Origin of the sequence: Pseudodesulfovibrio nedwellii, from assembly GCF_027923765.1 — a bacterium.
GTDB lineage: Bacteria > Desulfobacterota > Desulfovibrionia > Desulfovibrionales > Desulfovibrionaceae > Pseudodesulfovibrio > Pseudodesulfovibrio nedwellii.
In genome coordinates, this window is the sequence record NZ_AP026709.1 from 2833227 (window position 1) to 2857806 (window position 24580).

Sequence of the window (24580 nt, forward strand, 5' to 3'; positions counted from 1 at the left end):
CTTTATGGCGTCCTGTTTTTTTTGCCTCAACAATGGTTCTCCCCATCGGGGATTGAAACCTCGGCTTCTTCATGTCCATTATACAAAATAAACCACCTCAACCTTGCGAAACAACACATTTATGGGTAGTGCTATTGGTGAATCACCAAACTTAATTCATTGCAACAAAGGCCAACACCATCTCATGCCCAAGCTGAAAACTCTCCTCATTCACCCTGACCCGGAAGTCCGCACAGCACTGCGTGATGTTTTGGATGAGGTCCCGTTCATTCAGGTGCTCGGCGAGGCTGTGACAGCTTTCGAAGCCATGGAAATGCTCGAATCCATTCCATATGGCGTGTTTTTTCTCGGCATTGATCTGCCGGGCGGAGCCAGTGGTATTGAGATGGCCCAGATGCTTGGTGGGCGCAAGAATAAGCCCGCATTGGTGTTTATTTCGGATTCCGAAGGGCAGGCTTATTCCGCCTTTGAGTTGGGGGCCACGGATTATCTACTTTGGCCTCCTGCTCCTGGCCGCATGGCCCGGACAATGGATCGTCTCCAGACGTTCAAGACTCGGTTTCGTGAAGTGCCGCCACCAGAGCCGCGCATGGATGAGGCGGATGACGTCCCGGATGAAGGTAACGAGCAGACTGTCAAGTTGCCTCTGCCCGAAGATGAGCAGGATTCCTTTCTGGCCGCACTCAAGGCCGCATGGGATCAGACCGCCAATCGCAGGCCGGAAATTGATAAGCTTGCCGTGAGTCAAGATGGGCGGACCATTCTTATCCCGTATGATCAGATTATTTTTGTGGAGGCGTTTGAGGATTATTCTTACGTCCACACGGCCAATCAAAAATTTCTTTCGTCCCACCGTCTCAAGAATCTTGAAGACCGGCTGGGACCGCACAGGTTTTTCCGCGTGCACCGCAAGTATTTGGTGAATCTCGACATGGTCACGGAAATTGCCAGCATGCCTGGTTCCAACTTCATGTTGCGCACGGCAGGTCGGACTCGCATTGAGTTGCCGATCAGTCGGCGGCGCATTGCTGAATTGAAGAAGATCATCGGGCTGTAACCGTTTAACGTGCTCGGGCAACCGCTGACCGAATAAGGCGGGAGTTGCCGGGATAAATTGATATGAAAGAGACTCGCCGAACCGTTTTGCGGCGAGGAGGAAATATGGACCAGTCAGGAACAGTAGACAGCTTGTTGCAGGAAGAGCGCGTTTTTCGTCCCCTTCCGCAATTGGTTATCGAGGCCAACGTCAATCCCCAGGAATTGGAGGCTGCGCACAAATTCGCACGCATGGACTCCCTTGGTTACTGGGAGGAGGCTGCTGACGAACTCGATTGGTTCAAGAAGTGGGATCAGGTGCTCGATGACAAAGACGCACCATTCTATCGCTGGTTTCCCGGCGCACGATGCAACATTGTCTACAATGCGCTCGACCGGCATATCGAAACAGCCAACAAAAACAAGCTTGCCCTGATCTGGGAAGGTGAACCCGGTGATCAGCGGAAATATACCTATTTCGAACTCTATCGTGAGGTGAATAGGTTCGCTAATGCTTTGCGTTCACTCGGTATCCGCAAAGGCGATCGGGTGGTTATCTATATGCCGCCGCTCCCGGAAACCATCGTTGCCATGCTGGCCGCTGCCAAGATCGGGGCCATTCATTCTGTTGTGTTTGCTGGATTTTCGGCCAAGGCATTACGTCAGCGTATCAATGATGCACAGGCAAAGCTGCTTATTACTGCTGATGGATTTTATCGCAACGGCCAGATCGTCAATCTCAAGGAAACCGCTGATGAAGCACTGGTCGGGGCTTGTGCCGACTGTGTTGATTCCATGGTTGTGGTCCGTCGCTGTAATCTCAGTGTGGACATGATGGATGGTCGTGATTTTCAATACGAAGATCTTGTTCGGCAGGAGCGCAACGAGGCCCCCACCGAGGTCATGGACGCGGATGATCCACTTTTTCTGATGTACACTTCCGGCACCACTGGCAAACCCAAGGGGATTGTCCATTCCCATGCGGGATATATGGTGGGCGTGAATCGGACACTGACCACGGTGTTCGACATCAAGCCGACAGATATTTTTTGGTGTACCGCTGATCCGGGCTGGGTCACTGGACACAGTGCCGGGGTCTATGGGCCGCTTATGGCTGGCACGACCTCCGTCATGTACGAAGGTCATCCCAACTATCCGCAGGCAGATAGGCTTTGGTCCATTGTGGCGAAATATGGGGTGACAACTTTCTACACTGCGCCGACCATGATTCGTATGCTTATGCGGTTTGGTGCTCAGTATCCCAAGCAGCACGATCTTTCCAGCTTGCGTCTTCTCGGTTCCGTGGGTGAGCCAATATCCCCGGAAGCATGGACGTGGCTCTACAAGAATATTGGACGCTCCGAATGCCCGGTGCTCGACACATGGTGGCAGACCGAGACTGGTATGTTCATGATCGCGCCTATGCCGATATCCCTGCTCAAACCCGGCTCCGTGACCAAACCTCTTCCCGGCGTGGAGTGTGATGTCGTGGATCGTGACGGTAACCCTGTGCCTCCCGGTAAAGGTGGGTTGTTGGTTGTGACCAAGCCGTGGCCTGCCATGATGACGGGCTATTGGAATGATGACGAAGCTTTCAAGGAATGTTGGGAAAAGATTCCCGGTGTTTATTATGCCGGTGATGTGGCCAAGAAGGACGAGGACGGGTATTTTTGGATTCAGGGTCGGGCCGATGATGTCATCAACATTGCCGGGCATCGCATAGGTTCAGCCGAGCTTGAAGCCGCTTTTGGTATGCATCGTGCCGTGTCTGAATGTGCTGTTATAGGTGTGCCTGACAAAATCAAGGGCGAGGCTGCCAAGGCATTCATCCAGATTAATGACGACTTTGATCCTGACGACGATCTTATCAAGGATCTTAAGCGGACCATTCGTAACGAACTTGGTCCCGTTGCCGTGATCAAGTCTATCGAGTTCCGTGATAAGTTACCCAAGACCCGATCCGGCAAAATTATGCGCCGAGTGCTCAAGGCCGAAGAATCCGGTCACGAAATAGGCGACCTCACCGGGCTTGAGGAAGATTAATATTTGTCTCCGACGGCTGGGGGAAGGGAAGGAAAAAACCTTTTCAAAGGTTTTTTCCTTCCCTTCCCCCAGACCCCCATCCCATCCTTTTTCTAAACTTTTTGGTGCCGCTTCGCGGGGACTCTTCGTTAAGGTATGACTCGAAGGGGACTTTGGGAGTGTTGCATGAATAAAACTGGAATTTTAAGAATGGTCTTTTACCCTCCCACCTCGCCGAAGGCGACATACAAAGTTTAAGAAGGGAGAGGGGATGGGGGTTCGGGGGAAGGGGAGAGGGAAAGCCCTTTTCAAAGGGTTTCCCTCTCCCCTTCCCCCGACCGCCGGAGGCAATCTCACATCTTGCTGTAAAGGACTGTAGAGTATAGGGTTGCTTCATGAGTCGAATTGCCGTCATGTCGGATATTCATGCCAATTTTGAGGCATTGAAAGCAGTGCTAGCGGACCTTGATGGGTTTGCAGTGGACGCGGTGTATTGTCTGGGCGACCAGATTGGATATGGGCCGCAGCCGCAGGAATGTGTAGATTTGCTTCGCGAACGAGGGGTCAAGTGCCTCATGGGCAACCATGAACAGGGACTGATTAATATTTATTATCTGCGAGGGTTCAACCAGCCTGCTGCGGATGCCTTGCGCAAGACTCGTGAGATGATTTCCGAAGAGACTTACCAATGGCTCGTGTCTCGCCCCAAGAGCATGGTGGAATATGGGTGTCGGTTTGTCCACGGCACGCCGCCGGATGTCGTGGCCGAGTACCTGTGGAAACATGAAAAGAACATGGGCGAAGTCTTTGCCCATTATTCAGAAGATATCTGTTTTGCGGGTCATACCCACGATTTGACTCGATATGTTCACCAAGGGGGGGTATCTGAAAAGCTTCTTCTCTGCCAAGGGGACACCCCGCTTGAACCCGACATGCGGCATCTGGTGAATATCGGAGCCGTTGGTCAGCCGCGAGACGGTGACAATCGGGCCAAATACGGGCTTTTTGATGTTGAATCCCGCCTTTTGACCATGCGTTTTGTCGAATACGACATCCAGAAAACCGTGGATCGCATACGCGAACACGGCTTTCATTGCTCTTTTGGTGACCGCCTCTGGTAATACGACCTACCTGACAAGTACCTCTACACGTCTGTTCTTGGGTTCCCTCTTGCCATCCGGCGTCGGGATCAGAGGATTGGTTTCCCCGTGGGATGTGGTCTGGATTACATCCGCAGGCATTCCGTCTTTCATAAGTTTCTTTTTAATACTGAGCGCCCGCCTGAGCGAAAGATCATAATTGTATTGCTTTTCACCGACCGTATCGGTGTGGCCGATTATTGAGACGTCGGTGGATGAGCGCGTCCGATAACTTTCCATGATTTCAGAAAGCATCGTTTCGGATTCAGCTTTGAGCTTGGTTGAATCACTGAAGAAGTACAGCAGGAACCGCGTAGTCGGCTCCGGCTGGGCAGCCAATGCCTCTGAAAAGGCAGACTGAACTTCGCTTTCTGACATTGTATATACGTCATCTTTCCCGCTGACAGTCTGATTGGCTTGGTTCAGAGTCACTGTTTCGCCTGAATGGGCAGTCACGGTAACCTGTCCGACATGTCCATCCAGATCAGGCAGAAGAACAACTTTTTGACCGCATCCGACCAACAGCAATAAACTGAAAATGAGCAAGGTGATTTTTTTCATGGTGTGCTCCTAGTCGACCTTGACGAGAAATCGGGTGCCCCGGATTCCGATAGTTGAAAGGGGAGTCTCTACAGTCATTTTGTCCGGGGCAACTTTGGCGATCTGCCCGGAAATGAATTGGGCGGTGCCTTTGGAGACGCTGGTCACAAAGGACACGTCGTCGTGCGCGGGATCGAAAATGAATTCATCAATACATACTTCCGACCGGGAACCGAGGGACAAGATTGTGTCATCGCGAAAAATGACGCCGAGGGAGGAGTTGTCGGCCGTAACAAGTATGTCATTTTTATACAGATGATCACCGACATGAGCGATGAGCAATTGGCCGTTGCGGTTGAGATTGGCCGTGCCGGTCACAGTCTTTACCGAGCCGACAGTGGGTTCTTCTTCGGCAGCCTGTGCGGTGGAAATAGTGCTCGCGACAATGAAAAAAACTACGGTGAGAAGAAGTGGCAAAAAAAATCGAATACCGTCTTTGATCAGCATTCGGTAGTGCGGGAAAAAAGTGGAGCCGATCATGTGAACCTCCGCGTCAGACGTGAAATGTTGTTAGGCGTATAGGGCCTTATACTCTAAAATTTGAGTAGTGCCATGATAATTTTATTGGGTTTTCATCATTCTAGGCGGCTTGACACCTATACCCCGTATGGGTATACGAGAATCAGAGAGCCCATATTGGGTCAGGTTATAATGTTCGTAAAAACACCCGCACGGTAAAGCGGGAGAGTGTCACAACTGTAACCATGAACTCACTTTTATTCTGGAGGAAACATGAACCGCACAATCGTTCTGGCTGTTGCAACGGCCCTGATTACTATTTTTGCAGTTTCCATGGCCTTTGCCATGGGTGGCGGCAATGCTCGCAAGGGTAAGTTCCTTTACCGTAAAAACTGTCGCACCTGTCATAATGGTGCTCAAGCTCCTGATTTGAGTCCGGCAGACCGCACCCAGGCTGAATGGACTGCCACGTTCAAGGACACAAGCAAGATCAAGTGTTCCGGCGACTGGTCGGCTTCTGAAAAAGATCTGAACGACATTTTCACGTATCTGCATGATTTTGCCAAGGACTCTCCGTCCCCGGCCAAGTGTAGCTAGTTGGATGTTCTCGGTGCCCATGGTGGCATCTGAAGTTTCAGCGTGTATTGAATAGACTTTTTTCGACACCTCGTCCGAGGGTGGCGAGGTGTCGGGGAAAGGTTGTGACACCAACGGTAGAATGGTGGATATCCGGAGGTATTTAGTGTCGAATTCCAAGCAGACAATGTCCCGTCGTGATTTCTTCAAGGCTACTGGCCTTGTGGCGGCAGGGGCGGTAGGCGGTCCGGCTTTGCTGGGTGGTCTGAAAAAGGCGCAGGCGGCTCCCATGGCGGCCCCGGCCTGGGACTCAATGTTCTCGGCCTGCGATATGTGCTTCAACAAGTGCGGCCTTATCGCCCGTGTTGAAAATGGGGTCATCAAGAAGCTCGATCCCAATCCCAAATTTCTCAAGTCGCGGGGCATGTTATGTGCCCGCGGTAACGCCGGTCTTGATCAAGTCTATGATCCAGATCGTCTCAAGCATCCCTTGCTCAGAAAGGGAGCACGCGGCGAAGGCAAGTGGCAGCGCATCCCGTGGGATGAAGCCATTGATATGGCCGCGCAGAAAATGGAAGAAGTTCGCAAGAAGTATACCCCCTGCGGTCATCTTTTCTCTGCCGGAACTGATCTGCATTCTCAGTTCGTGGGCCGATTTGCCGAAGTCTATGGTTCGTTTAATGTCACGTCCCATGAATCACTGTGTCTGGTTTCGGGCAACAGGGCGTTTCTTGATACTTACGGAGAAGTGCCGTTCCCGGACGTGCTCAACTCCAAGTATATTGTTATGGCAGGTGCCAACCGCTTCGAAGCTTTGGTCACCCCGGATTCCATTGATCTGATGACCGCCATCCGTGAGAACGGGTGCAAGTTGGTGACGCTTGATCCGCGTTATACCAAGACTGCGGCTCTTTCAGATGAATGGTATCCCATCAGGCCCGGTTCGGATATGGCGTTCATGCTCGCTCTGGCACATGTCATCATCGGTGAAAAACTTTACGACCCGCAGTGGATCGAAGAGAAGACATACGGTCTCGAACAACTGGCCGAACATGTCAAACAGTATACCCCCGGTTTTGCTGCAGAAGAGTGTGGCATTCCGGCAGAAGATATCACCCGCATGGCCCGTGAGCTGGCAGCGGCCGCTCCGGCAGCCATGATTTATCCCGGTCGTCGGACCTCGGATTATGAAGATTCCACCCAGATTCGTCGCAGTTTCGCCATTGTGAATGGTTTGCTCGGCAACTGGGACCGTCCTGGTGGTCTGTTGGCCGCTCGGCAGGTTGGCCTTAAGGGCGTTTCCTATGACGCCCCGTGGTATGATGAGAATCAGGACGATCGTATCGACGCCCACAAGGTGCCGATGATGTTTGAGCACGAAGGTTCATTCCTGGTCACGCGTGATTCCGTACTGGCCGAGGACCCATATCCCATCAAGGGGTGGTTCGTGTACAAGACCAACCCTATGGGCACGGCTCCCAATCGGAAGAAGACCATCGAGATGATGAACAAGATGGATTTTGTCACCGTGGTGGATATCGCCATGTCCGATACAGCGTGGTACGCCGATCTGGTCTTGCCGTCACAAAGTTATCTGGAGCGGACTGATCCGTGCGCCGGTTTGCAGGGTTCAGTGGCTTGCGCCTGTGTGGTCAAACGCGACCCACTCATTAAGTCCTTGTACGAATCCCGTTCACTCTTCGACATTATGAAGGGTATTGCCGGCAAGATGGACCTCGGTGAATATTTTGATTTCACTATTGAGGAATTTCGCAAGAAGCAGACTCGTGAGATCCCGGAGGCCCTTGAGGTCATGGACCGCGACGGCGTCTACTACAATCCGTCCAAGGTGTACGGCATTTATGAAGGTCGGATTTACAAGACCTTGTCCAAGAAGGTGGAGCTGTATAACCAGCGGTACGAGCAGATGGGGCTTGATCCCATGCCCATCTATACCCCGCCAACCAAGGTTCCCAAGAATCAATTCCGTCTGGTGCTCGGCCGAGATGCGGCAGTCACCCAGACCTCGACGATCAACAATAAATTGCTCAATGAATTTAATCCTACCAATACGTTGTGGCTCAACACTGAAGCGGCAGGAAAGCTTGGTATTGCGGATGGTGATCTGGTCGAAGTGACCAGTCCTGTTGGCAGGCAGGAGCTCAAGGCCGAAGTGACGGACAGAATTAGAAAAGACACGGTGTACATGCTTTCGGGCTACAATACCTTGTCCACCATGCAGACTTTGTCCCATGCCAACGGCGCATCTATCAATGAATTGTTGGATGATGATTATGACACGATTACAGGGAATGCTTCCATGCATACGACCTTTGTCACCGTAACAAGGAAGGTGGCGTAATGGCACAGCAACTTGCGATGGTCATTGATGCGGCCAAGTGCATCGACTGCAAAGCGTGTGTGGCTGCTTGTAAGGTCGCCAACGAAGTCCCGGAAGGGCAGTGGCGCAACTGGATCAAGCCGACCAGCGATACGCCGATCCCCGGCAAAAAGAGTGATACCGCCAGGTTCCAGCCCGGCGCATGCATGCATTGTGAAAATCCCACCTGTGTGGACGCCTGTCCTACTGGTGCGACGTACAAGGATAAGGAAACTGGTGAAGTCGTTATCAACGAAGGGCTGTGTATTGGATGCGGTAACTGTATTCCTGCTTGCCCCTACGACGCCCGTTTCCGTAACGAGGTCAAGCGCAAGGCGGATAAGTGTAATTACTGTCCCGAGCGCAGGGCCGCAGGCATCCCTCCGGCATGTGTGGACACTTGTCCCACCAAGGCTCGGGTCTTTGGTGATATCAACGATCCCGACAGCGAAGCCGGTCGTCTGTACCTTAAAAATAAGGACCGTCTGACTCGTGTGGCCGCCAAGACCGACACCAAACCGAATATGTTTTATCTTGGTAACCCCGGTCCGGGCGAGTGGGGCCGTGAGGCTGTCATTCCTGCATCCATGATCGCCATGAAGCAGTCCGCACCATTGGTGAAGGGTATCGTGGCTCTGTCCGGTCTGGGCGTGCTTGCCATGCTTGGCCGTCAACTGTTTGTCGGCTCTGATTCCGACCACAAGGAGGATTCCGATGCCTAACACCATGTTCAAACGACACGATAAAACCGATATATTCATTCATTGGTTCAACGCGGCCTGCTGGCTGCTGCTTCTGCTGACAGGAGTGGGGCTGATCCAGCACCCGGCCATTGATCCGTTTGGTTCCGGCTATCCCGAGGCTATGCGTGCCATGGTGGGCGGCGGGGCAAATCTGCTGGTCATCCATGAAATTATCGGTCTGCTTTGGCTGGCCGGGTTCGTTTTCTATCTTTTCGTCAACTTCAAGGGTGCCCGGTTTTTTCTGGCAGAAGTGTTCGCCGTCAGTCCGGCGCGTGACATGGCGTGGATGATCAAGAAAATGGTGCTCATGACGCTGGGACCCAAGGCTCTCAAAGTAATGGGTATGGACCCGGAATTGCCGGATCAGGGATATTACAACATGGGCCAGAAGGCGTTTGCTCAGGCATCGGTTGTGGGCGGTATCGTTATCGCTGTGACCGGTGTGATCATGTTCATGTCCGACCGGACTTTCGGGGCCGAGTCCACAGGCATGATTGGCTGGGCTGTGACCCTGCACTTCATTGCCGTGGGGTTGGTTTTCGCGGGATTGCTGGTTCATATCTATATGGCTGCCATTTCGCCGGAAGAACGTCCTGGCTTTAAGTCCATGTTCACCGGCGTGGTTCCCGGCAACTATGCCAAACATCATCACCGCCTGTGGTGGGAAAAGGTCAAAACCGAGGGTGAATAGGCCTCGGAAACGATAGTGTCAGAGAGGACTCTGCCTCGTGCGGGGCGGAGCACAAACAAATCTTTAGGAAGGGAGTTTGTTATGTATAGGAAATTGTTTGCCGCAGTCATGATGCTGGTGTTCGCTCTGGTGGCGACAACCGGTGTTGCAATGGCTGATGAAGCCAAGAAGTCGAAGTTCAAGGAATTCCACTCCATCGTGGATTACAAATTCGTGGCTAAGTACGCCAAGATGCCCAAGCCCAAGGGTGCGATGATCGTTGATTCTAGGCCGTATAAGCCGAAATATGTCGCTGGGTACATCCCGACTGCCGTGTCAATTCCGACCAGTCAGTTCGACAAGATGGTGGATAAGTTGCCCGCCAACAAGGACGATCTCCTTGTTTTCTATTGTGGCGGCTTTCATTGCGGACTCTCCCATAAAGCGGCCTGGAAGGCAGAAAAGCTTGGCTATACCAACGTCCATGTCTACGCCGCGGGTTTCCCGGATTATAAGAAGCACGCGTTGTACTACTCCATCGGTCTGGAAAATCTCCACGGCAAGATGGCCAACGGCGAAAAATACGCATTGATCGACGCCCGTCCATACCAGAAGTATTTGGCTGGCGCGATCCCGTCCGCTATCGGCATTCCTGAAAAGGATTTTGCCGACAAGCGCGGTATGTTGCCAATTGATAAAGCTGAAGTCACACTGGTTTACTATTGCGGCGGCTACAAATGTGCCCTGTCGCACAAGTCCGCAATCAAGGCCCGTTACCTTGGCTACAAGAAAGTTGTGGTTGCTGAAGCCGGTTATCCCGGTTGGAAGGAAATGTTTGGTGGTGCCGATGTGGCCGTCAAGGCCGGTGAAGCTGAAGGCGCAGTCGATGCCGAGTGGTTTCTGAAGACCATCAAGGAAAATCCAGATTCCATTCTGCTGATTGATGTGCGTGATCCTGAGGAATACGCAGCCGGTCACTTCCCCTCCGCCATCAACATGCCTGTTGATATGGTTGAGAAAAAGGCCAAAGAAATTCCGACAGACAAGCCTATCGTATTCTCCTGTGCCACGGGCGCACGAGCTGGCGAAGCCTATTACCTGTTTATGGACATGGTGCCTGATGCCAAGAATGTCTTTTATCTGGAAGCCACTAATGATTTCGGTGAAGACAATTCTTACGAGGTTCATCCCAATAAATAGATTCCAGTTGCAGAAGGTCGGATAGTCCGACCAGACGTCACACACAGACAGGCGGGGAGCAGATATGATGATACGGACATCTTCCATTGTATATTTGCTCCTCGCCTTATGTTTTTTTGGGAGTGCACCCGCCAATGCCGACGAAAATGAAGTTTGGTGGGCCGCTGCACAAGGTGAAGCCGAGCGCGAAGGGTATAAGCTTATTGACTCCAAGGGGTTGAAAGAGCTGATTGATTCAGGCGCGACGCCACTCATTATTGATGCGCGAGCTGATTATGAGTTCTCTGCAGGGCATATCCACGGCTCAAGCAATATGGAATTTGATCTTGGCGACCGTATGGATCTGCCCGAGGCCAAGCGGGCTGTGCTCAAGGAATTGGCCGGACAGGATCAGAAAAGATTGCTGGTGGTGTATTGTCGTAGTTTCAGGTGACTGCGCAGCGGCATTGCGGCGCGCTGGGCAGCGCGTCTCGGATACACTGATGTTTATCGGTATGCAGCGGGTTTTCATGCTTGGAAAGAGACATACCCCGAACTCGTGGATGGCGTGCAGGAAGAAAAGCATATCCTGGCCGTGGGCGATACGTTTCCAGCCTGTCGGGTGGCGGTGCTGAATGGTGATGCGGATCGCGAATATCTGGAGTTACCGGAAGGGACCAAGTGGTTGCAGCTTTCTGAACTATCTGCCCGTTTTGTGCTGATCCAACTTTACAATACCATGTGTAACGACTGTGTCAGGGAAACCAAGTTGCTTTCTCGGTTTTTCAAGGATGTGGAGAACGATCCTGTCTTGGCCGGACAGCTCAAGATCATTGGGCTGGGTGTGTATGACTCGAATCATGCCGTTGTCCGTTTTAAGAAACATTACGAGGTGGCCTATCCACTGTTCTCAGATAAAAGTGGACAGATTTTCGAGTGTCTTGGGCAGGCCGAATTGCCGTTGGCCTATCTGGTTCGGGCCGAGGGCGATGGCAACTGGACCATTGAGTTGATTCGGCGCGGATATTTTGAACCGGATAGCAAGTTCTTGGATGTACTTCGGTCAGCTGTGATTCGAACTGAGGAACTGGATTAGATTTTTGATACTGCTTCCAGAGTTGCCACTGTGAGGTCTGCTATACAGGTGAATATTGGATGCGGGTTCGCCTTGTTTAGCGCGTCCCGGAAATGGCGTACCCACGGAAGCATGATTGACTCGGCGAATTCGCCGCCTTGAACCGCTTGTTCACTTTGGCCGAACCAGCCTTCGGAGAGCAGGTAGAAGAGGAATTCGAGTTCAATGGTCAGATGGTCGGCGGGTTCGTTGGAGTCCAACGATATTTCAAGCCCGGCTTCCTGAAGACGAGTTTGCATGTCTAACGCACTTTGTCCCATGGTTCGGGGTGTGGTGGCGAGATGACAGGATTCATACAACGGTGCGGGAATTCCCCCGGAACCGGCAATGAACAGTCGGACATATTCGGTTTCAAGAACCGCGACGTCTTCATCCGAAAGGCTGGCTGATAATTGGTTTAAACGTTGGACCGGAGCAAGGAAGGCATCGGGGTTTTTCTGGACACTGGCAAGGAGTTCAGGCACTCCAACCTTGGCGAGATTGGCCCATTCTTCTGCATTAGGGCCACGAAATACGGTGACACACAGTTCCAATACATTGAGTAAATGAAGTTTTGATTGAGATATGGACATTTTGAATCCTTTTGTCGGCAGTGATTTATACCGTACTACAGTACGGTAAAGTTTGAGACCCGGCAACGGGAACTTGCCCTGAAGTCAAGGAGAATGACATGGAATCAGCAGCAACAGTTGAAGAACAGAAAATTAAGAAAAACGTTTTGTCTCGTATGAAGCGGATCGAAGGGCAGGTGCGTGGTATTCAGGGTATGATTGAGGCAGGCAAGGAATGCCAGGATATTCTGGTTCAGGTTCGGGCTGTCCGCTCTGCTTTGCAATCCGCCAATAAGTTGATCTTGAAACGGTACATGTTGAGATGCTACGCCGATGCCATGGAGGGTGAAACTGATGAAAAAGAGGCTTTGGATAAATTGATCAAGGTTTTGACCGGTTTTATTGAAGGTTAATATAACGAGACTCGGAGAGTATATGAAAAAAATGTTTCTAGCCTTTGTATTGGTTCTCATTGCGAGTCAGCCTGTTTTAGCCAATACAAATTATAATGTCTGCTTCAATTCTTTGGATGCGGATGTGAATGGGACCATAACCAAAGGTGAGTTCTTGGTGGCGTTTCCCAGTGGAGAGTTGGCAATTTTTGAAAAGGTCGACACCAACGCGGATAGTGCGGTGGACCACGAAGAATGGGAAGCCTACAAGACGGAACAGGGGTTTGAAGAAAACCATTGATCTGTGTTGTGGATACCAGATCATAAACCGCTGCTTCCTTTGGGAGCAGCGGTTTTTACGTGCCGAGTACTTTGTTGAGGATGGCTCTGAGTCCGTTAAGGCTGACTGGCTTGGCAAGATAGTCGTCCATACCGACTTCAAGGAATTTCTCGCGGTCTCCGCTCATTGCGTGTGCAGTCAGGGCGATGATCGGGATGGTCTGCTTCTTTTGGTCTTTCATCGAACGAATTTCGTTGGTAGCTTCGATACCGTTCATGATGGGCATCTGGATATCCATGAGGATAAGATCGAAATCGTCTTCAGCCAGTTTTTCTAGTGCCATCCTGCCATTGTTTGCTTTAGTTGTAGTATGCCCCAGTCGTTCCACCAATTTAGTGATGGCGATCTGATTGACCCGCTCGTCTTCCACAATCAGGATCTTTTGCGGAGGGATATCTTCCACCAGCATATCCATGGGGGCATGGCATTGGGCTTCGGATCGATCATCCCATTTGAATGTGGCCGAGAAATGGACTGTGGTTCCGTTGTCTTCGGTGCTTTTAATGGAAACTTCGCCGTTCATGAGTGCGGCCAACTGTTTTACAATATGAAGGCCGAGTCCTGTTCCCTGAAATTTTCGTGATGTACCCGGTACCTGAGTGAATGCGCCGAAAACTTTTTCCTGCATGGCTTTGGGGATACCTATACCGGTGTCGATGACCGAGAAGAGAAGTATGGACGCTTCCGATGATTTTGCAGGTTGCTGTGAGACTTCAATCGAAACCGACCCTTGTTCGGTGAATTTGATGGCATTACCGACCAGATTGAAAAGTACCTGCCGCAGGCGGGCAGAATCTCCCACTACACATTCTGGAATATCTTCGTCTATCGAGAGGGAAAGCGTCAGGCCTTTCTCCTTGGCCGGTTGAATAAATGCATCTCGTACGGTCAGGAGAAGTTGTCCGGGGTTGAATGGAACCGGTGTAAGATCCATTTTGCCTGCTTCGGCTTTGGAAAGGTCGAGGATATCGCCGATGAGTCGGGCCAGGCTTGTGCAAGAGGAAAGGGCCGTGTCAACATACTCTGCATGCGGAAATTTGATGTCTTCCAATGCCATGAGTTGGAGCATACCCATGATGCCGTTGAGTGGTGTGCGCAGTTCATGACTCATATTAGCAAGGAATTCACTTTTGCTTGTATTGGCGGCTTCCGCATTCTCTTTAGCCTCGATGAGCAGAGCCTCGGTCCTTTTTTGGCGCGTGATGTCTTGGATGGCTCCTATGCGTTTGATGGGCATACCATCAGCGGAAAACTCGTAGGAAAAAACACCGGCTCCAGTTCTATAGGTTCCCTTACCTGGCTGTCTGAAGCGGAATTCCAGAAAAAAAGATGGAGATTTAGGGGAAACCGCGTTGGTCTTTCGTTCATATTCCTTCATATCTATCGGGTGCAGGCATTCGCGGAATTTTTTTGTGCTGGGGGCTTTGTCTGATCGCGGGAAGCCGAGGACCTTGTATAGACCTACGGACCATTGGCCTTCGTCCGTGATGAGATTTCGTTCAAGGCTGCCGAGGGACGTTAATTCCTGAGCTCGACTGAGCTGTGACTCTCTGGCCTTTAATTTTGCTTGTGTCTTAACCAGTCTCTCCATGGACTGTTTGAGTTTTTCGTTGATTTTGGACACGGACAGCCAACGCCAGAGCGAGAATCCTATTACCGTTAAAATTAAAAGGATTGTTCCAATGGAGACGACTTTTTGCGTTGTCCAATAGGGGATGGGTTTACCTCGCCATTTCAAATAAACGGTATTAAAGGCTGGAGAAGCGACATAGGTATGCAAGGCCTTGTCCAGTCGGTCGCGTAATTCGGTGTGGTCCTTGCGCAGGAGGTATCCGCGTTTGACCTCCATAAGAGGTGGGCCAACGACTTTGATTTTGTTTTCAACTCCGATTTTTTGCGCTGTCCGCCACAGGAAAGGTTCAGGGAAGATAATAGCGTCCGATTTGCCTGACAAAAGACTGAACAAGGCTTCATCGACAGAGTGGAGCGGTAACAGGGTGACACCAGAAATTGTCTTGAGCAGGGTCTGGGGTGCTGTTTTGTCGATGAAAGCTATACGGCGCCCAGGGAAGTCGGCTATTCCTTTAATGTCAGTGGATTCAGAGCGAACAAAACAGGAGATTGACACTGTTTCGAAAACATCTGTGAAGATGAATTTTTGTTTGTTCGGCTTGGTGAGTCCTATGCCGGGAATGAAGTCGGCTTTTCCGGTGGAGATGGCTTCTAACGCTTCGGACCAGCTTTCGACAACAAGCAGATCATATACTATCTCTGCTTCGGCCCCTACCGCCTTGAGCACATCCAGAGCAAAACCATCCGGTTTGCCGCTGCCGGTGGTTGTGTACAGGGGAGGAAATTCCGCGAGAACAACTGCTGTGACGTGATCGTTCGTATGTTCTGCCTGAGCCGGGTATGTGAAAAAAAGTCCGCAACAAAGCGTTGCCAAAAGGATGGCTTCGGTTAGGAGCCGAACGCGATGAATTAGAATTGCAAACATGACCACCTCATCTTTCAAGGACCATGGTGCATTATTTCACTGTTTTCGCAAGAGGGTTATATTCGGGGCAGAGCTATTCTCCCAGTCCCATGGCCCTGAGAAATCCGGGATCTTCTGTCCAGCCTTCACGGACCTTTACCCACATTTCCAAGTGAACTTTTGATCCTGTCAATTCGCTGATGTCTTTTCGGGCATCCGTGCCAATTCGTTTAAGGTTTGATCCCTGTTTGCCAATGATCATGCCTTTGTGGCTTTTACGAGAGGTGTAGATGACTGCATTAACGATGATCATGTCGTCTCGAGATTCTTCATCCCATTGTTCGATCTCAACCGCTGTGGAGTACGGAAGTTCCTGTCTGAGAGAGTAAAACAGTTTTTCGCGGATGATTTCGGATGCCATGAAGCGCATGGGAGCCGTGGAAATTTGATCTTCCGGGAACATGGGCGGGCCTTCGGGCAGAAGCGAGAGGATACGGTCCATGAGCTGATCCGTCCCCTTGCCGCGTAGGGCAGACACCGGGATATACTCGGCTTCGGGCCACATCTCAGCCACGCGGGCCATGAGTGGCAGGAGTTTGTCCTTTTCCTTGACCCGGTCAATCTTGTTAACAGCTACCAACACAGGTCTGCCGGACTCGCTAATGGGCTTGACCAGCGGAGCAATTTCTTTTTCCAGCAGGTGCGGCTTGGCGCAGTATAAGGCCGCATCGATGAGCACGACCACAGCATCAGAAGAGGAAAGAGCACTCCAAGCTGATTCAAGTAGGAATCGGTTCATCTTGCCGCGCAGTTGGTGAATTCCGGGTGTGTCAAGGAAGACGATTTGTGCATCTTCCTCGGTCAGAATGCCACTGATACGGTTGCGTGTGGTCTGTGGCTTGGGCGATACAATGGCCACCTTCTGTCCAAGATAGGTGTTCATCAGGGTGGATTTGCCTGCGTTAGGCGGGCCGATCAGTGCGACCATTCCAAATTTATGCATGATTTACTCGTTGTTTTTATGGGTGGTGCCGAATCGTTCTTCCGCGATCCGTACTTTTTCTACAATGCGGTGATAATATTCGCCCGAGTCATCCAGATGGATTGGGCGTCCGCGTCGTTCGTTCATCTTCAATATCATGACGTTCAGTTTTTGTATCTGTCGATACCGTTCCTGTTCGTCTTTCATGTGCGCCAAAAGATCGATGGTGCGTACTATTTCGTTTTCTTCAGCTATTTCAGAAGGCACATAGCCAGAGCTTTTTAACATTCGATACGCCATGCGTAGTTCTGGGGGCAGGTTCTCGGCTTCATCTTTGGGGAGTGGCTTTCCTTTCCCTTCAAGGTTGTCGAATTTGCCTTCCTTGATTGCCCGTTTGATATGGGCTTCAGACACGATCTGCGCGAAATTAAACATGGGGTAGTTTCCCATACAAAGAGCATCGGGTCAAAGTGAGGGGGAGCGGAATTTTTTTTTGCTGAGCGACAGGCTTTACTCCTTGCGGTGGAAAGAGTAAAGACTTTCAAAATTCATGATAATGAAAATCAAAATCAAATGGTGTAATTATGTCGGACATCCAAACATTCGAAGCCGAACCGCTTGTCCCTTCGAGCAATCCAGGCCACGTCTTTTTCCATTGCCCGAAATCTATCGGTACCGGAAATTTTTCCATGGAATCCTTTGCGTCAGGGTTGAATTTGGTGGTCATGGATGTTGCTTTTAACGAGTCGGCCATCATTCACCAGCAATGTTCCGCGCAATCAGTGGGAATGGGGTTTATTCTTAGAGGGCATTCCAAGTCAGCTTCCCCATCCTACAAACGGTCTATGAAGGTCGTTCCGAATATGAATGGTCATTTTGTTTTTCCTGAAACCGTTGATATGAAGGTTAAAATTTTGCCAGAAAGGTGCCAAAAGGTATGGATTCTCATGAATAAAAACACCTTGATTGATATGACTCGTGATGACGAGGAATCCTTTTCCCTTTTTTGGGAAGGGCTACACCAACAAAAAACGATTGTCGCGTCGGACAAGCTTACTTCCGTCATGCGTCACACCTTGCTTCAGGTCTTGAACTGCCCGTACCGAGGAAAGGTTCGCTCTTTGTTTTTAGAGAGTAAAACACTGGAGCTGATGAGTTACAAACTTGAACAGATTCAAAATAGTCGTCGGAAAGGAATGAGCAGGACTGCTACGGTGGGGCCTGCCGATGAAGAGCGGGTTCAATATGCTGCTGATTTGCTGGTTCAGGACATGCAGAGTCCACCGGATCTTTCTGCCTTATGCAGTGCCGTCGGTCTGAGTCGCAGTAAGCTTCATTCATCTTTTAGGCTTGTGCATGGGTGCACCCCTTTGGAGTACCTGCGTGACTATAGACTTGCCTCTGCCAAAAAGATGCTGAAAGAGGGGCGCTGCAATGTCAACGAAGCTGCTTACTGGGTGGGCTACGAAAGCGTCGGTTATTTTTCCAAGCTTTTTTCGGCGCGTTTTTTGAAAACGCCTAAGGAATTTCTTCGCACGAACAGCCGTTGTTGATTCTTTTTTTGCAACACCCATTCTTTTCCCTTTACGCGATTTTTCGCCTCCAACGGTCATCCTTGGCTGATAAATGCCGATTTTTATCGTTTTTACAGACGATCGTGGGTAAAATTTGGACGTTTGTGCCGTTCACCTTTGTCGGATTTTGTTAACAGTTTCAACTTACTGCTGAAGTGCTATTCAGAATTTTCAGAAATAAGGAGAAACAATGCTTGCACGATATGTCACTCTTGCCGTCGCATTGACGACGCTTTTACTCTTCACGAGTCATGCCTTTGCAGAGGATGATCAGGAGGTAAAGTTGAAAGGAGTAACGGTCACGGCTCAGAAACGGGAGGAGAATGTTCAGGACGTTCCCGTCAGCATGAATGTTGTCACGGGAATTGATATTGAGGAAGCTCGGATTACTGATTTGTCTGAATTAATTCAGTATACTCCTAATGTCTTTTCAACCCAGTCACTCGATAATCGGTCCATGGTCATACGAGGGATATCAACCATGAACACAGCACTAAGTCCGGCGGTTGGTCTTTTTGTCGATGATATCCCGTATGCCATTAATAGAATGCAAAATCCTGCCCTTTTGGATGTCGAACGTGTCGAGGTTTTACGCGGTCCCCAAGGCACTCTGTATGGCAAAAACACAGAATCCGGCGCTATTAATATCATCACCCGGCAGCCGGACAACGAGTTGCGAGGCAAAATCTTTGGTGAATATGGATTTTATGACATAGGTAAAGCCGTGCCGCTATACCGAGCGGGTGGTAACGTGAGCGGCCCTATTTTGGAAGATGAGCTGTTTGTTGGTGTCGCGTTCCAGGGTAAAACCTCTGATAGTTACATGGAAAATATTTACGACGGGGACAAAAGTGCTGCCGAGTATGATCAGAAGATCGGCAGGGTTTCTTTGCGTTGGACTCCTGCACAGGTGTGGGATATTTCTTTCATCGTAGATGCAGAGAAGAATAACAATAAATATGCATGGTTGCGATATGAATCTGGCGCCGGAGCCAGCGACAAACATAAGTCCAACTGGAATGGCGGAAACGACTGGGACACGGACAGTAACAATCAAGTTCTCAAAGCCAAATACAGCGGCAAACATTTCGACCTGCTTTCCATTACAAGCCGAAGCGATTACCGGACCGAAATTCTCAATGACGCGGACTTCGGCCCTTTTAATTTTGGAAATCAAGACTTCACGTTCGACTGCGTTTCCTACAATCAAGAACTCAGGCTGTCGTCTCCCAATGATGGGAAAGCGTTGGAATGGTTGGTCGGCCTGTTCGGTTCCAAGGACAAGACGTTTGCGAAATCACACACCCCCGTGTACTTCGCGGTGCGCGATACGGATATTGATATCGGGACAGTGGCCGTCTTCGGGCAGGCCACATATACACTGTTTGACAGTCTGCATCTGACTGTGGGGACTCGTTACGAACATCAGAATTTGGAAGGAAAACAAACCAACCAATTTGCTGCAACGCCCAAGTATTCTCATTCAGAGACTAATGATGAGTTCTTGCCGAAGTTATCGATAGCTTATGACTTGACTGATGATATCATGGCCTATGGAACGTATTCCAAGGGATTCCTGTCCGGAGGGTACAACTTCCACATGGGGAACAATGCTGATGACATGTATTTCAAGCCTGAACATACCACCAGTTATGAAGCCGGCTTCAAGTCTGTTTTCTGGGACAGCCGTCTTACCGTCAACGCCGCACTTTTCCACATCGACATCAAGGATAAGCAGGTGATCGAATGGCCGGTTGGTGGTGCTCCTACACTGAGACGTGTTTCGAATGCCGCTCAGGCGTCCTCCAACGGACTTGAGTTGGAAGTTTCGGCTCGTCCATGGAACGAAATCGAGTTTTTTGGTGGAGTTGGATACACTGAGGCCAAATTTGACAACTGGGTAGCACCGCGCCCTGGCGGCAATAGCTTTGATTACAAAGGCAAATATTTACCCAACGCCCCCAAGTATACCTACAATCTGGGAGCGCAATATCGGGCCATGAACGGTCTGTTCCTGCGGGGTGATCTTTTGGGAACAGGGAGTTATTACTGCGACTCGGAAAACACCCAAAAGGTGGACGGGTATAAGACCGTGAACCTCAAGGTCGGTTATTCATGGGAAGATGTTGATGCCGTTTTGTGGGCGAACAACGTGTTCAACGAAAGCTACGTCGTCAGCCGGATGGCCTATATGGGATCACTCGTTCAAGACGGGGAACCTCGGAGCACCGGTCTGACTTTGACCTACAGATTCTAATCATGAGTGTTGTCCGCATGGCGTGTAGTACACTGTACGGACAGCTTCTTTTTATTCGATCATGAAAATACTCAATGGAAAAGGAAAGAGAAAATGAAAATAGTATCTCAAGCTATTATAGCCTTGTTGCTGTTGGTTGCTCCCGCCCATGCGCATATGTTGTGGGTGAATGCTTTTGAATCCTTCGCGCATAAGCCCGGTCACACCACAGTATCTATCGGGTGGGGGCATTCTCTGCCTATTGATGACATAACGAATAGTGTGAATGCCAGAACCGTCGTGAAGGATTTCTCTCTGACCGACCCGGCCGGTAAAGTCCTTTCGTTGCATATTCCTGCGTCAAAAGTGACAAAGCCATTTGCAAAAACGGTTGATGTTGGGATTTTTGATGCAGACACCGCTTGTCAGAAAATCGCATTTAACAAGAACACGACACCCGGTACATATCTGGCGGCGGCAAAAACGGAAATTAAATCATATACCCGGTACATCGATTCCAAAGGGCGAACTCGTCTGGCTTTGAAGCCGCAAAATGAGGTTAAGGATATCGAGAAAGTGCTGTTTTCGGTCCAGTATCAGGCTTTTGCCAAATCGTATTTTTCTGTCGAAAAATGGATCAGTCCCAAACCTATTGGACATGGGTTGGAAATTACTCCCCTGACTGATCTTTCCAAGGTGAAAGTGGGTGATTTGGTGGAAGTGGATGTTCGTTTTCTGGGAAAACCATTATCGTATGGCCCTACCGGAATTGAATATGTGACAGCATTCAGCCCTTCATTTGGGCAGGGGAAGGGATTTGAGCTGTTCTCCTATATATCTGAAGGAAAGGCCCAGTTTGAGGTGCAAAGTGTTGGGCAATGGGTTGTGAATGTTTTTCATAACGAACCCGTAACAAAAGACGGTCCACTGAAAGATCTTTATGGAAAGGTGACGTCGGTCAATTACGGAGCCACCCTGACCTTTACCGCAAAATAGGAAGAGCCGTTGAGCGGCTGCTTCAGGTGTTTGTCAGGCTATTGAATTAGCCCGTCTCACCATGAAGCAGTCGTTTCCATTTTCGAGCTTCTTCCCAGTTGAATCCGCCGGGGACGCAGGGCCAGATGGAGTTGTTTTGGAATAGCGGGTCATTGGCTAGTGGGTATGGACTGGCTGCGCAGGCAGTTTCAAACATGGGTGAACCGGGAATGGGAGTGTAATAGGCTAGGTGTGGTCGGAATCCAAAGGCGCGGACGTGCTCAACCGCATGGGCTACATTGTCGAGGTCCTGATTTGGCAGGCCAAACAGAATATAGACGCCGATGTCGTCGAGATCAAATCCGGCATCCAGAAGATTGCGTGCGCCGGATTCCCACTCTTCGCGGGTGAGTTTAACGTCATTTCGGTGATCGAAATCTGTGGTTTCTAGTCCGAGCCGAACAGTGTGTAAACCGGCTGCCTTGAGTCTGGTGCAGACCTCTGGTGTAAGCCTGCGGATGTGCATGGCGTTGGGCGTGTGCAGTCGGAGGTCTGGAGCGTGTTCGGTTATTTGATCAAGCACCGGCCAGAGCCATTGCTTCGGGTTGACAAGCAGGGCATCGTCATAAAAGGAGAAGTCTCGTACTCCTCGGTCATACTCTGATTGTATGGATCGCATGATCGCATTGGGCGACCCTTGGCAGAAGTTGGGGTACAGAGCATGACTCGCGCAGTATTCGCAGGAAAATGGGCAGCCTCTTGATCCAAGAATAATCGAGTATGATGGGTCTTCGTATAAATCGAGTGCTAATGAAAGTCCTGCATTGTCGGGTAATTGTGGAATCGATGAATTAATGCGACTCCAGAAATCAGCCCAGTTGTCTGAACGTTCAAGCGGGCCTTGTTGCAGGTGCGCGTTCGCGTGTTTTTTTGCATGGTCCGCACACAAGGAGGCATAACCGCCGCCCAGAAAACGGGGTGTATCCGGCCAGAGTTCAGCGGCCATGTCGAGTACGTCCAGTGCGCCGGGATACCAGTAGGTCATGATGGACGAGACCATGACCGCATCAGGTTTGGGATCGAGCGCGGTCAGTGCTTCGCGTATCTGTTCGTGTGGCAGGCCGTAGCGGGAGAATCGTCGGTCCATAAAAGACAGTTGTTCGGGGAGTGGTATTTCTTCCTTGGGATAATGGCCGGTGCCGTACTTGCCCGGTTTGGGCCAATGCACGTCTCCCCATGTAGGGTTCAGGCAGTCCATGAGTGCCACGGAAGCGCCGGCTTTGCGCACCATGTCGAGACAGGCCAGCAAACCCACGGGCCGTGACCAGACATTGAAGGCGGCGAAGTCATGTATCCATGGATTGATGCCGAGAATGCGGGGACCGTTCCCCTCGGTCCAGAGGATATGCGGGAAATCCGGTCGAGTCACAACGTTACCGCGTCAGGAAGTTGGACAGGATGGACAGTCCGAGCATCACGATAACGATGATCAACAGTACGTTGGTCCATTTGTCACGGCGGTGCGCTCGTTCCACCTTAGATTTGGTGAATTGGCTGATAATGAGAAAGATCAGTCCGAGTACGATGATGAGTTTGATAAATAAGCCCATGGTTTATTCTCCACGTATCCAGATAATACCCGCTTGCCGGCCGGTATCTCGGTTCGGGGTCTTGCAGGCTTTGCGGTATGAGAAAAAGGTATCGTCCAAGCCCATGGTGCAGAGATTCATGCCGAAGATCTGATTTTCAGGCAGTCCTGCGTCCATGAGCTGGTCGCGGGTGATCTGCCATAGATCTACGGTGTTGGTGGTCGGATTGAAATAGCTTTTGAAATTTGGGCCAAAGTCCTTGTCGAAGTTGATGAATTCGGCGGCGTCAGGGCCAAGGGATGGACCGCGTACTGCGAAGACGTCTTCGGGTTTGAGAGCATATTGTTCACAGAAACGACGGACTCCAGAGCCGGGGAAATTGATCTTGTTACCGCGCCAGCCAGCGTGGAGCCCCGCTATATATTTGCCGGAACGGTGGGCCAACAGTATGGGCTGACAGTCTGCGGTCTTGATGACCAGTCCAATACCGGGAGTGGCCGTGGTCAAGCCATCTCCGTCGAGAGTCGCGTGGATTTCGGGCTGTGTTGGTTCCGGGTCACAATGAATTATATCGCCGTGAATTTGGTTCAGCTCGCACCAGCCGTTCAATTTCAGACGGTCAAAAATAGCGCGTCGATTGGTTTGCACGGCCTGTTCGTCGTCGTTGACGTCAAAGGAGAGATTCGTCGAATCGTGGGGTGGTTCGGAGATTCCGCCCCGGCGAGAGGTGAAGGCGCAGGCAACATTGGGAATGTCGATGAACTGATAGGGGAAGAACGCTATGGCCGCCATAATTCCTTGTCCGTGCAGACCGCGTGCATGGGTTTGTCCCATGGTTCGGTGGGGAGAGCTTCCACGAATTGAAAATCGTAGCCAATGCCCACGGTCAGAGTGTTTTGCATGTTTGTAGTGGTTAAAAGTCGGTCATAGTAGCCGCCGCCAAAGCCGAGTCGATTGCCGGCGCGGTCGAATCCAACACCGGGAATGAGGGCTATGTCCGGGCAGAAATCCTGTTTAGGCGGACATTTCTCCGTGTCCGGTTCCATAATGGAGAATGGACCTGGTGTGAGGTCTCCCTCACACGTTGCGCAGGCCAAATCCATTTTGCCGTTTGCGCCGGGATGACATCGTGGCAGGAGCACTCGACAGTCGCGCTGCCACAGTTCGGTGACCAATGGACGCAGATCTATTTCCCCTCTGATGGGCCAGTATATGAGTGCTTCGGTGGCGTCCTTCCATCGCGGTAGGGTACGAATGAATTCCATAACCTTTCGGCTGGCATTGCATACCTGTTTCGGGGTGAGGTTGTCGCGTTGCTTAAGAAGCGTCGTACGCAACGTCTGTTTGTCCATGTCCATCATAAAGAATGTCTATCATGCACGCTCAGGACAATCCAGAGTTCGCTTTAGGTAGAATCATCGAGTGAGCGTGCATGAGATTTTGTGAATATTTGATTGTGATACTCGATGTTATTTTAACGTAGGGTATAGCTGCCGGGAGTGTCTTTTTGAACCTCAAATCTATACC

General features: G+C 50.6%; 25 protein-coding genes. 14 read left to right on the forward strand and 11 right to left on the reverse strand.

The window, feature by feature from the left end; all coding sequences use genetic code 11:
* Nucleotides 1–184 precede the first annotated feature (184 nt).
* The 3 genes from SYK_RS13275 (at nt 185) to SYK_RS13285 (ending at nt 4178) form a co-directional block, all read left to right on the forward strand.
* Nucleotides 185–1057, forward strand: coding sequence for a LytR/AlgR family response regulator transcription factor (locus tag SYK_RS13275; RefSeq protein ID WP_281760756.1), 873 nt, complete (start codon nt 185–187; stop codon nt 1055–1057).
* A 104-nt stretch (nt 1058–1161) separates the two neighbouring features.
* Nucleotides 1162–3078 (forward strand): acetate--CoA ligase, encoded by a 1917-nt coding sequence (gene acs, locus SYK_RS13280; protein WP_281760757.1) that lies wholly within the window; start codon nt 1162–1164, stop codon nt 3076–3078.
* 374 nt (nt 3079–3452) lie between these two features.
* Nucleotides 3453–4178 carry a metallophosphoesterase family protein gene (locus tag SYK_RS13285; RefSeq protein ID WP_281760758.1) on the forward strand — a complete coding sequence of 242 codons (726 nt, stop codon included), beginning with the start codon at nt 3453–3455 and terminating at the stop codon, nt 4176–4178.
* Nucleotides 4179–4184: 6 nt separating this feature from the next.
* Here the strand turns inward: SYK_RS13285 and SYK_RS13290 are convergent, their stop codons facing one another.
* Together SYK_RS13290 and SYK_RS13295 are read right to left on the reverse strand one after the other, a co-directional pair.
* Entirely contained in the window at nt 4185–4757 is a 573-nt protein-coding gene (locus SYK_RS13290) for an OmpA family protein (RefSeq protein WP_281760759.1), read from the reverse strand.
* Between the two features lie 9 nt (nt 4758–4766).
* A complete protein-coding gene (locus SYK_RS13295; RefSeq protein ID WP_281760760.1) occupies nt 4767–5276 on the reverse strand; it encodes a FecR family protein in 510 nt (169 codons plus the stop codon).
* Nucleotides 5277–5528: 252 nt separating this feature from the next.
* On the opposite strand from SYK_RS13295, the gene SYK_RS13300 reads away from it, so the two are divergent.
* The 6 genes from SYK_RS13300 (at nt 5529) to SYK_RS13325 (ending at nt 11899) form a co-directional block, all read left to right on the forward strand.
* The gene (locus SYK_RS13300) at nt 5529–5852 is read left to right on the forward strand and encodes a c-type cytochrome (RefSeq protein WP_281760761.1); all 324 of its coding nucleotides are present in this window, start codon (nt 5529–5531) and stop codon (nt 5850–5852) included.
* Between the two features lie 121 nt (nt 5853–5973).
* Nucleotides 5974–8193, forward strand: coding sequence for a molybdopterin-containing oxidoreductase family protein (locus tag SYK_RS13305; RefSeq protein WP_281763275.1), 2220 nt, complete (start codon nt 5974–5976; stop codon nt 8191–8193).
* Nucleotides 8193–8933 (forward strand): 4Fe-4S dicluster domain-containing protein, encoded by a 741-nt coding sequence (locus tag SYK_RS13310; RefSeq protein ID WP_281760762.1) that lies wholly within the window; start codon nt 8193–8195, stop codon nt 8931–8933. Before SYK_RS13305 ends, SYK_RS13310 begins: the two co-directional genes overlap by 1 nt.
* The gene (locus SYK_RS13315; RefSeq protein ID WP_281760763.1) at nt 8926–9645 is read left to right on the forward strand and encodes a formate dehydrogenase subunit gamma; all 720 of its coding nucleotides are present in this window, start codon (nt 8926–8928) and stop codon (nt 9643–9645) included. The genes SYK_RS13310 and SYK_RS13315 overlap by 8 nt, the downstream gene beginning before the upstream one ends.
* A gap of 81 nt (nt 9646–9726) precedes the next feature.
* Nucleotides 9727–10824: a rhodanese-like domain-containing protein gene (locus SYK_RS13320; RefSeq protein ID WP_281760764.1), complete on the forward strand. Its 1098-nt coding sequence runs from the start codon at nt 9727–9729 to the stop codon at nt 10822–10824.
* Nucleotides 10825–10888: 64 nt separating this feature from the next.
* On the forward strand, nt 10889–11899 hold the full coding sequence (locus tag SYK_RS13325) for a rhodanese-like domain-containing protein (RefSeq protein WP_271121218.1): 1011 nt from the start codon (nt 10889–10891) through the stop codon (nt 11897–11899).
* Here SYK_RS13325 and SYK_RS13330 read toward each other — a convergent pair.
* Nucleotides 11896–12510 carry a TorD/DmsD family molecular chaperone gene (locus tag SYK_RS13330; protein WP_281760765.1) on the reverse strand — a complete coding sequence of 205 codons (615 nt, stop codon included), beginning with the start codon at nt 12508–12510 and terminating at the stop codon, nt 11896–11898. The genes SYK_RS13325 and SYK_RS13330 overlap by 4 nt on opposite strands.
* A 98-nt stretch (nt 12511–12608) precedes the next feature.
* Here SYK_RS13330 and SYK_RS13335 point away from each other — a divergent pair, with 98 nt between their 5' ends.
* Entirely contained in the window at nt 12609–12902 is a 294-nt protein-coding gene (locus SYK_RS13335) for a metal-sensitive transcriptional regulator (protein ID WP_281760766.1), read from the forward strand.
* 22 nt (nt 12903–12924) lie between these two features.
* Nucleotides 12925–13182 (forward strand): EF-hand domain-containing protein, encoded by a 258-nt coding sequence (locus tag SYK_RS13340; RefSeq protein WP_281760767.1) that lies wholly within the window; start codon nt 12925–12927, stop codon nt 13180–13182.
* A gap of 55 nt (nt 13183–13237) precedes the next feature.
* On the opposite strand, the gene SYK_RS13345 is transcribed toward SYK_RS13340, so the two are convergent.
* From SYK_RS13345 to SYK_RS13360, 4 genes are all read right to left on the reverse strand, one after another.
* Nucleotides 13238–15718, reverse strand: a complete 2481-nt coding sequence (locus tag SYK_RS13345; RefSeq protein ID WP_281760768.1) for an ATP-binding protein — start codon at nt 15716–15718, stop codon at nt 13238–13240.
* A 73-nt stretch (nt 15719–15791) separates the two neighbouring features.
* Nucleotides 15792–16700, reverse strand: coding sequence for a GTPase Era (era, locus tag SYK_RS13350; protein WP_281760769.1), 909 nt, complete (start codon nt 16698–16700; stop codon nt 15792–15794).
* A 3-nt stretch (nt 16701–16703) separates the two neighbouring features.
* Nucleotides 16704–17114, reverse strand: coding sequence for a DnaJ family domain-containing protein (locus tag SYK_RS13355; RefSeq protein ID WP_281760770.1), 411 nt, complete (start codon nt 17112–17114; stop codon nt 16704–16706).
* 106 nt (nt 17115–17220) lie between these two features.
* Nucleotides 17221–17406: a hypothetical protein gene (locus SYK_RS13360; RefSeq protein WP_281760771.1), complete on the reverse strand. Its 186-nt coding sequence runs from the start codon at nt 17404–17406 to the stop codon at nt 17221–17223.
* Here SYK_RS13360 and SYK_RS13365 point away from each other — a divergent pair.
* The 3 genes from SYK_RS13365 to SYK_RS13375 all read left to right on the forward strand — a co-directional run bounded on the left by SYK_RS13365 (nt 17405) and on the right by SYK_RS13375 (nt 21485).
* Nucleotides 17405–18232, forward strand: coding sequence for a helix-turn-helix domain-containing protein (locus SYK_RS13365; RefSeq protein ID WP_281760772.1), 828 nt, complete (start codon nt 17405–17407; stop codon nt 18230–18232). The two genes, SYK_RS13360 and SYK_RS13365, sit on opposite strands and share 2 nt — an antisense overlap.
* Before the next feature lie 211 nt (nt 18233–18443).
* Nucleotides 18444–20510 carry a TonB-dependent receptor gene (locus SYK_RS13370; RefSeq protein ID WP_281760773.1) on the forward strand — a complete coding sequence of 689 codons (2067 nt, stop codon included), beginning with the start codon at nt 18444–18446 and terminating at the stop codon, nt 20508–20510.
* Between the two features lie 93 nt (nt 20511–20603).
* On the forward strand, nt 20604–21485 hold the full coding sequence (locus SYK_RS13375) for a DUF4198 domain-containing protein (protein WP_281760774.1): 882 nt from the start codon (nt 20604–20606) through the stop codon (nt 21483–21485).
* Nucleotides 21486–21531: 46 nt separating this feature from the next.
* On the opposite strand, the gene SYK_RS13380 is transcribed toward SYK_RS13375, so the two are convergent.
* From SYK_RS13380 to SYK_RS13395, 4 genes are read right to left on the reverse strand one after another with little or no spacing between them, the layout of a single operon-like run.
* A complete protein-coding gene (locus SYK_RS13380) occupies nt 21532–22893 on the reverse strand; it encodes a B12-binding domain-containing radical SAM protein (RefSeq protein WP_281760775.1) in 1362 nt (453 codons plus the stop codon).
* A 4-nt stretch (nt 22894–22897) separates the two neighbouring features.
* On the reverse strand, nt 22898–23074 hold the full coding sequence (locus tag SYK_RS13385; RefSeq protein WP_281760776.1) for a hypothetical protein: 177 nt from the start codon (nt 23072–23074) through the stop codon (nt 22898–22900).
* 3 nt (nt 23075–23077) lie between these two features.
* Nucleotides 23078–23845 (reverse strand): purine nucleoside phosphorylase YfiH/LACC1 family protein, encoded by a 768-nt coding sequence (locus SYK_RS13390; protein WP_281763276.1) that lies wholly within the window; start codon nt 23843–23845, stop codon nt 23078–23080.
* Nucleotides 23833–24405: a 5-formyltetrahydrofolate cyclo-ligase gene (locus SYK_RS13395; RefSeq protein ID WP_281760777.1), complete on the reverse strand. Its 573-nt coding sequence runs from the start codon at nt 24403–24405 to the stop codon at nt 23833–23835. The genes SYK_RS13390 and SYK_RS13395 overlap by 13 nt, the downstream gene beginning before the upstream one ends.
* Between the last annotated feature and the right edge of the window lie 175 nt (nt 24406–24580).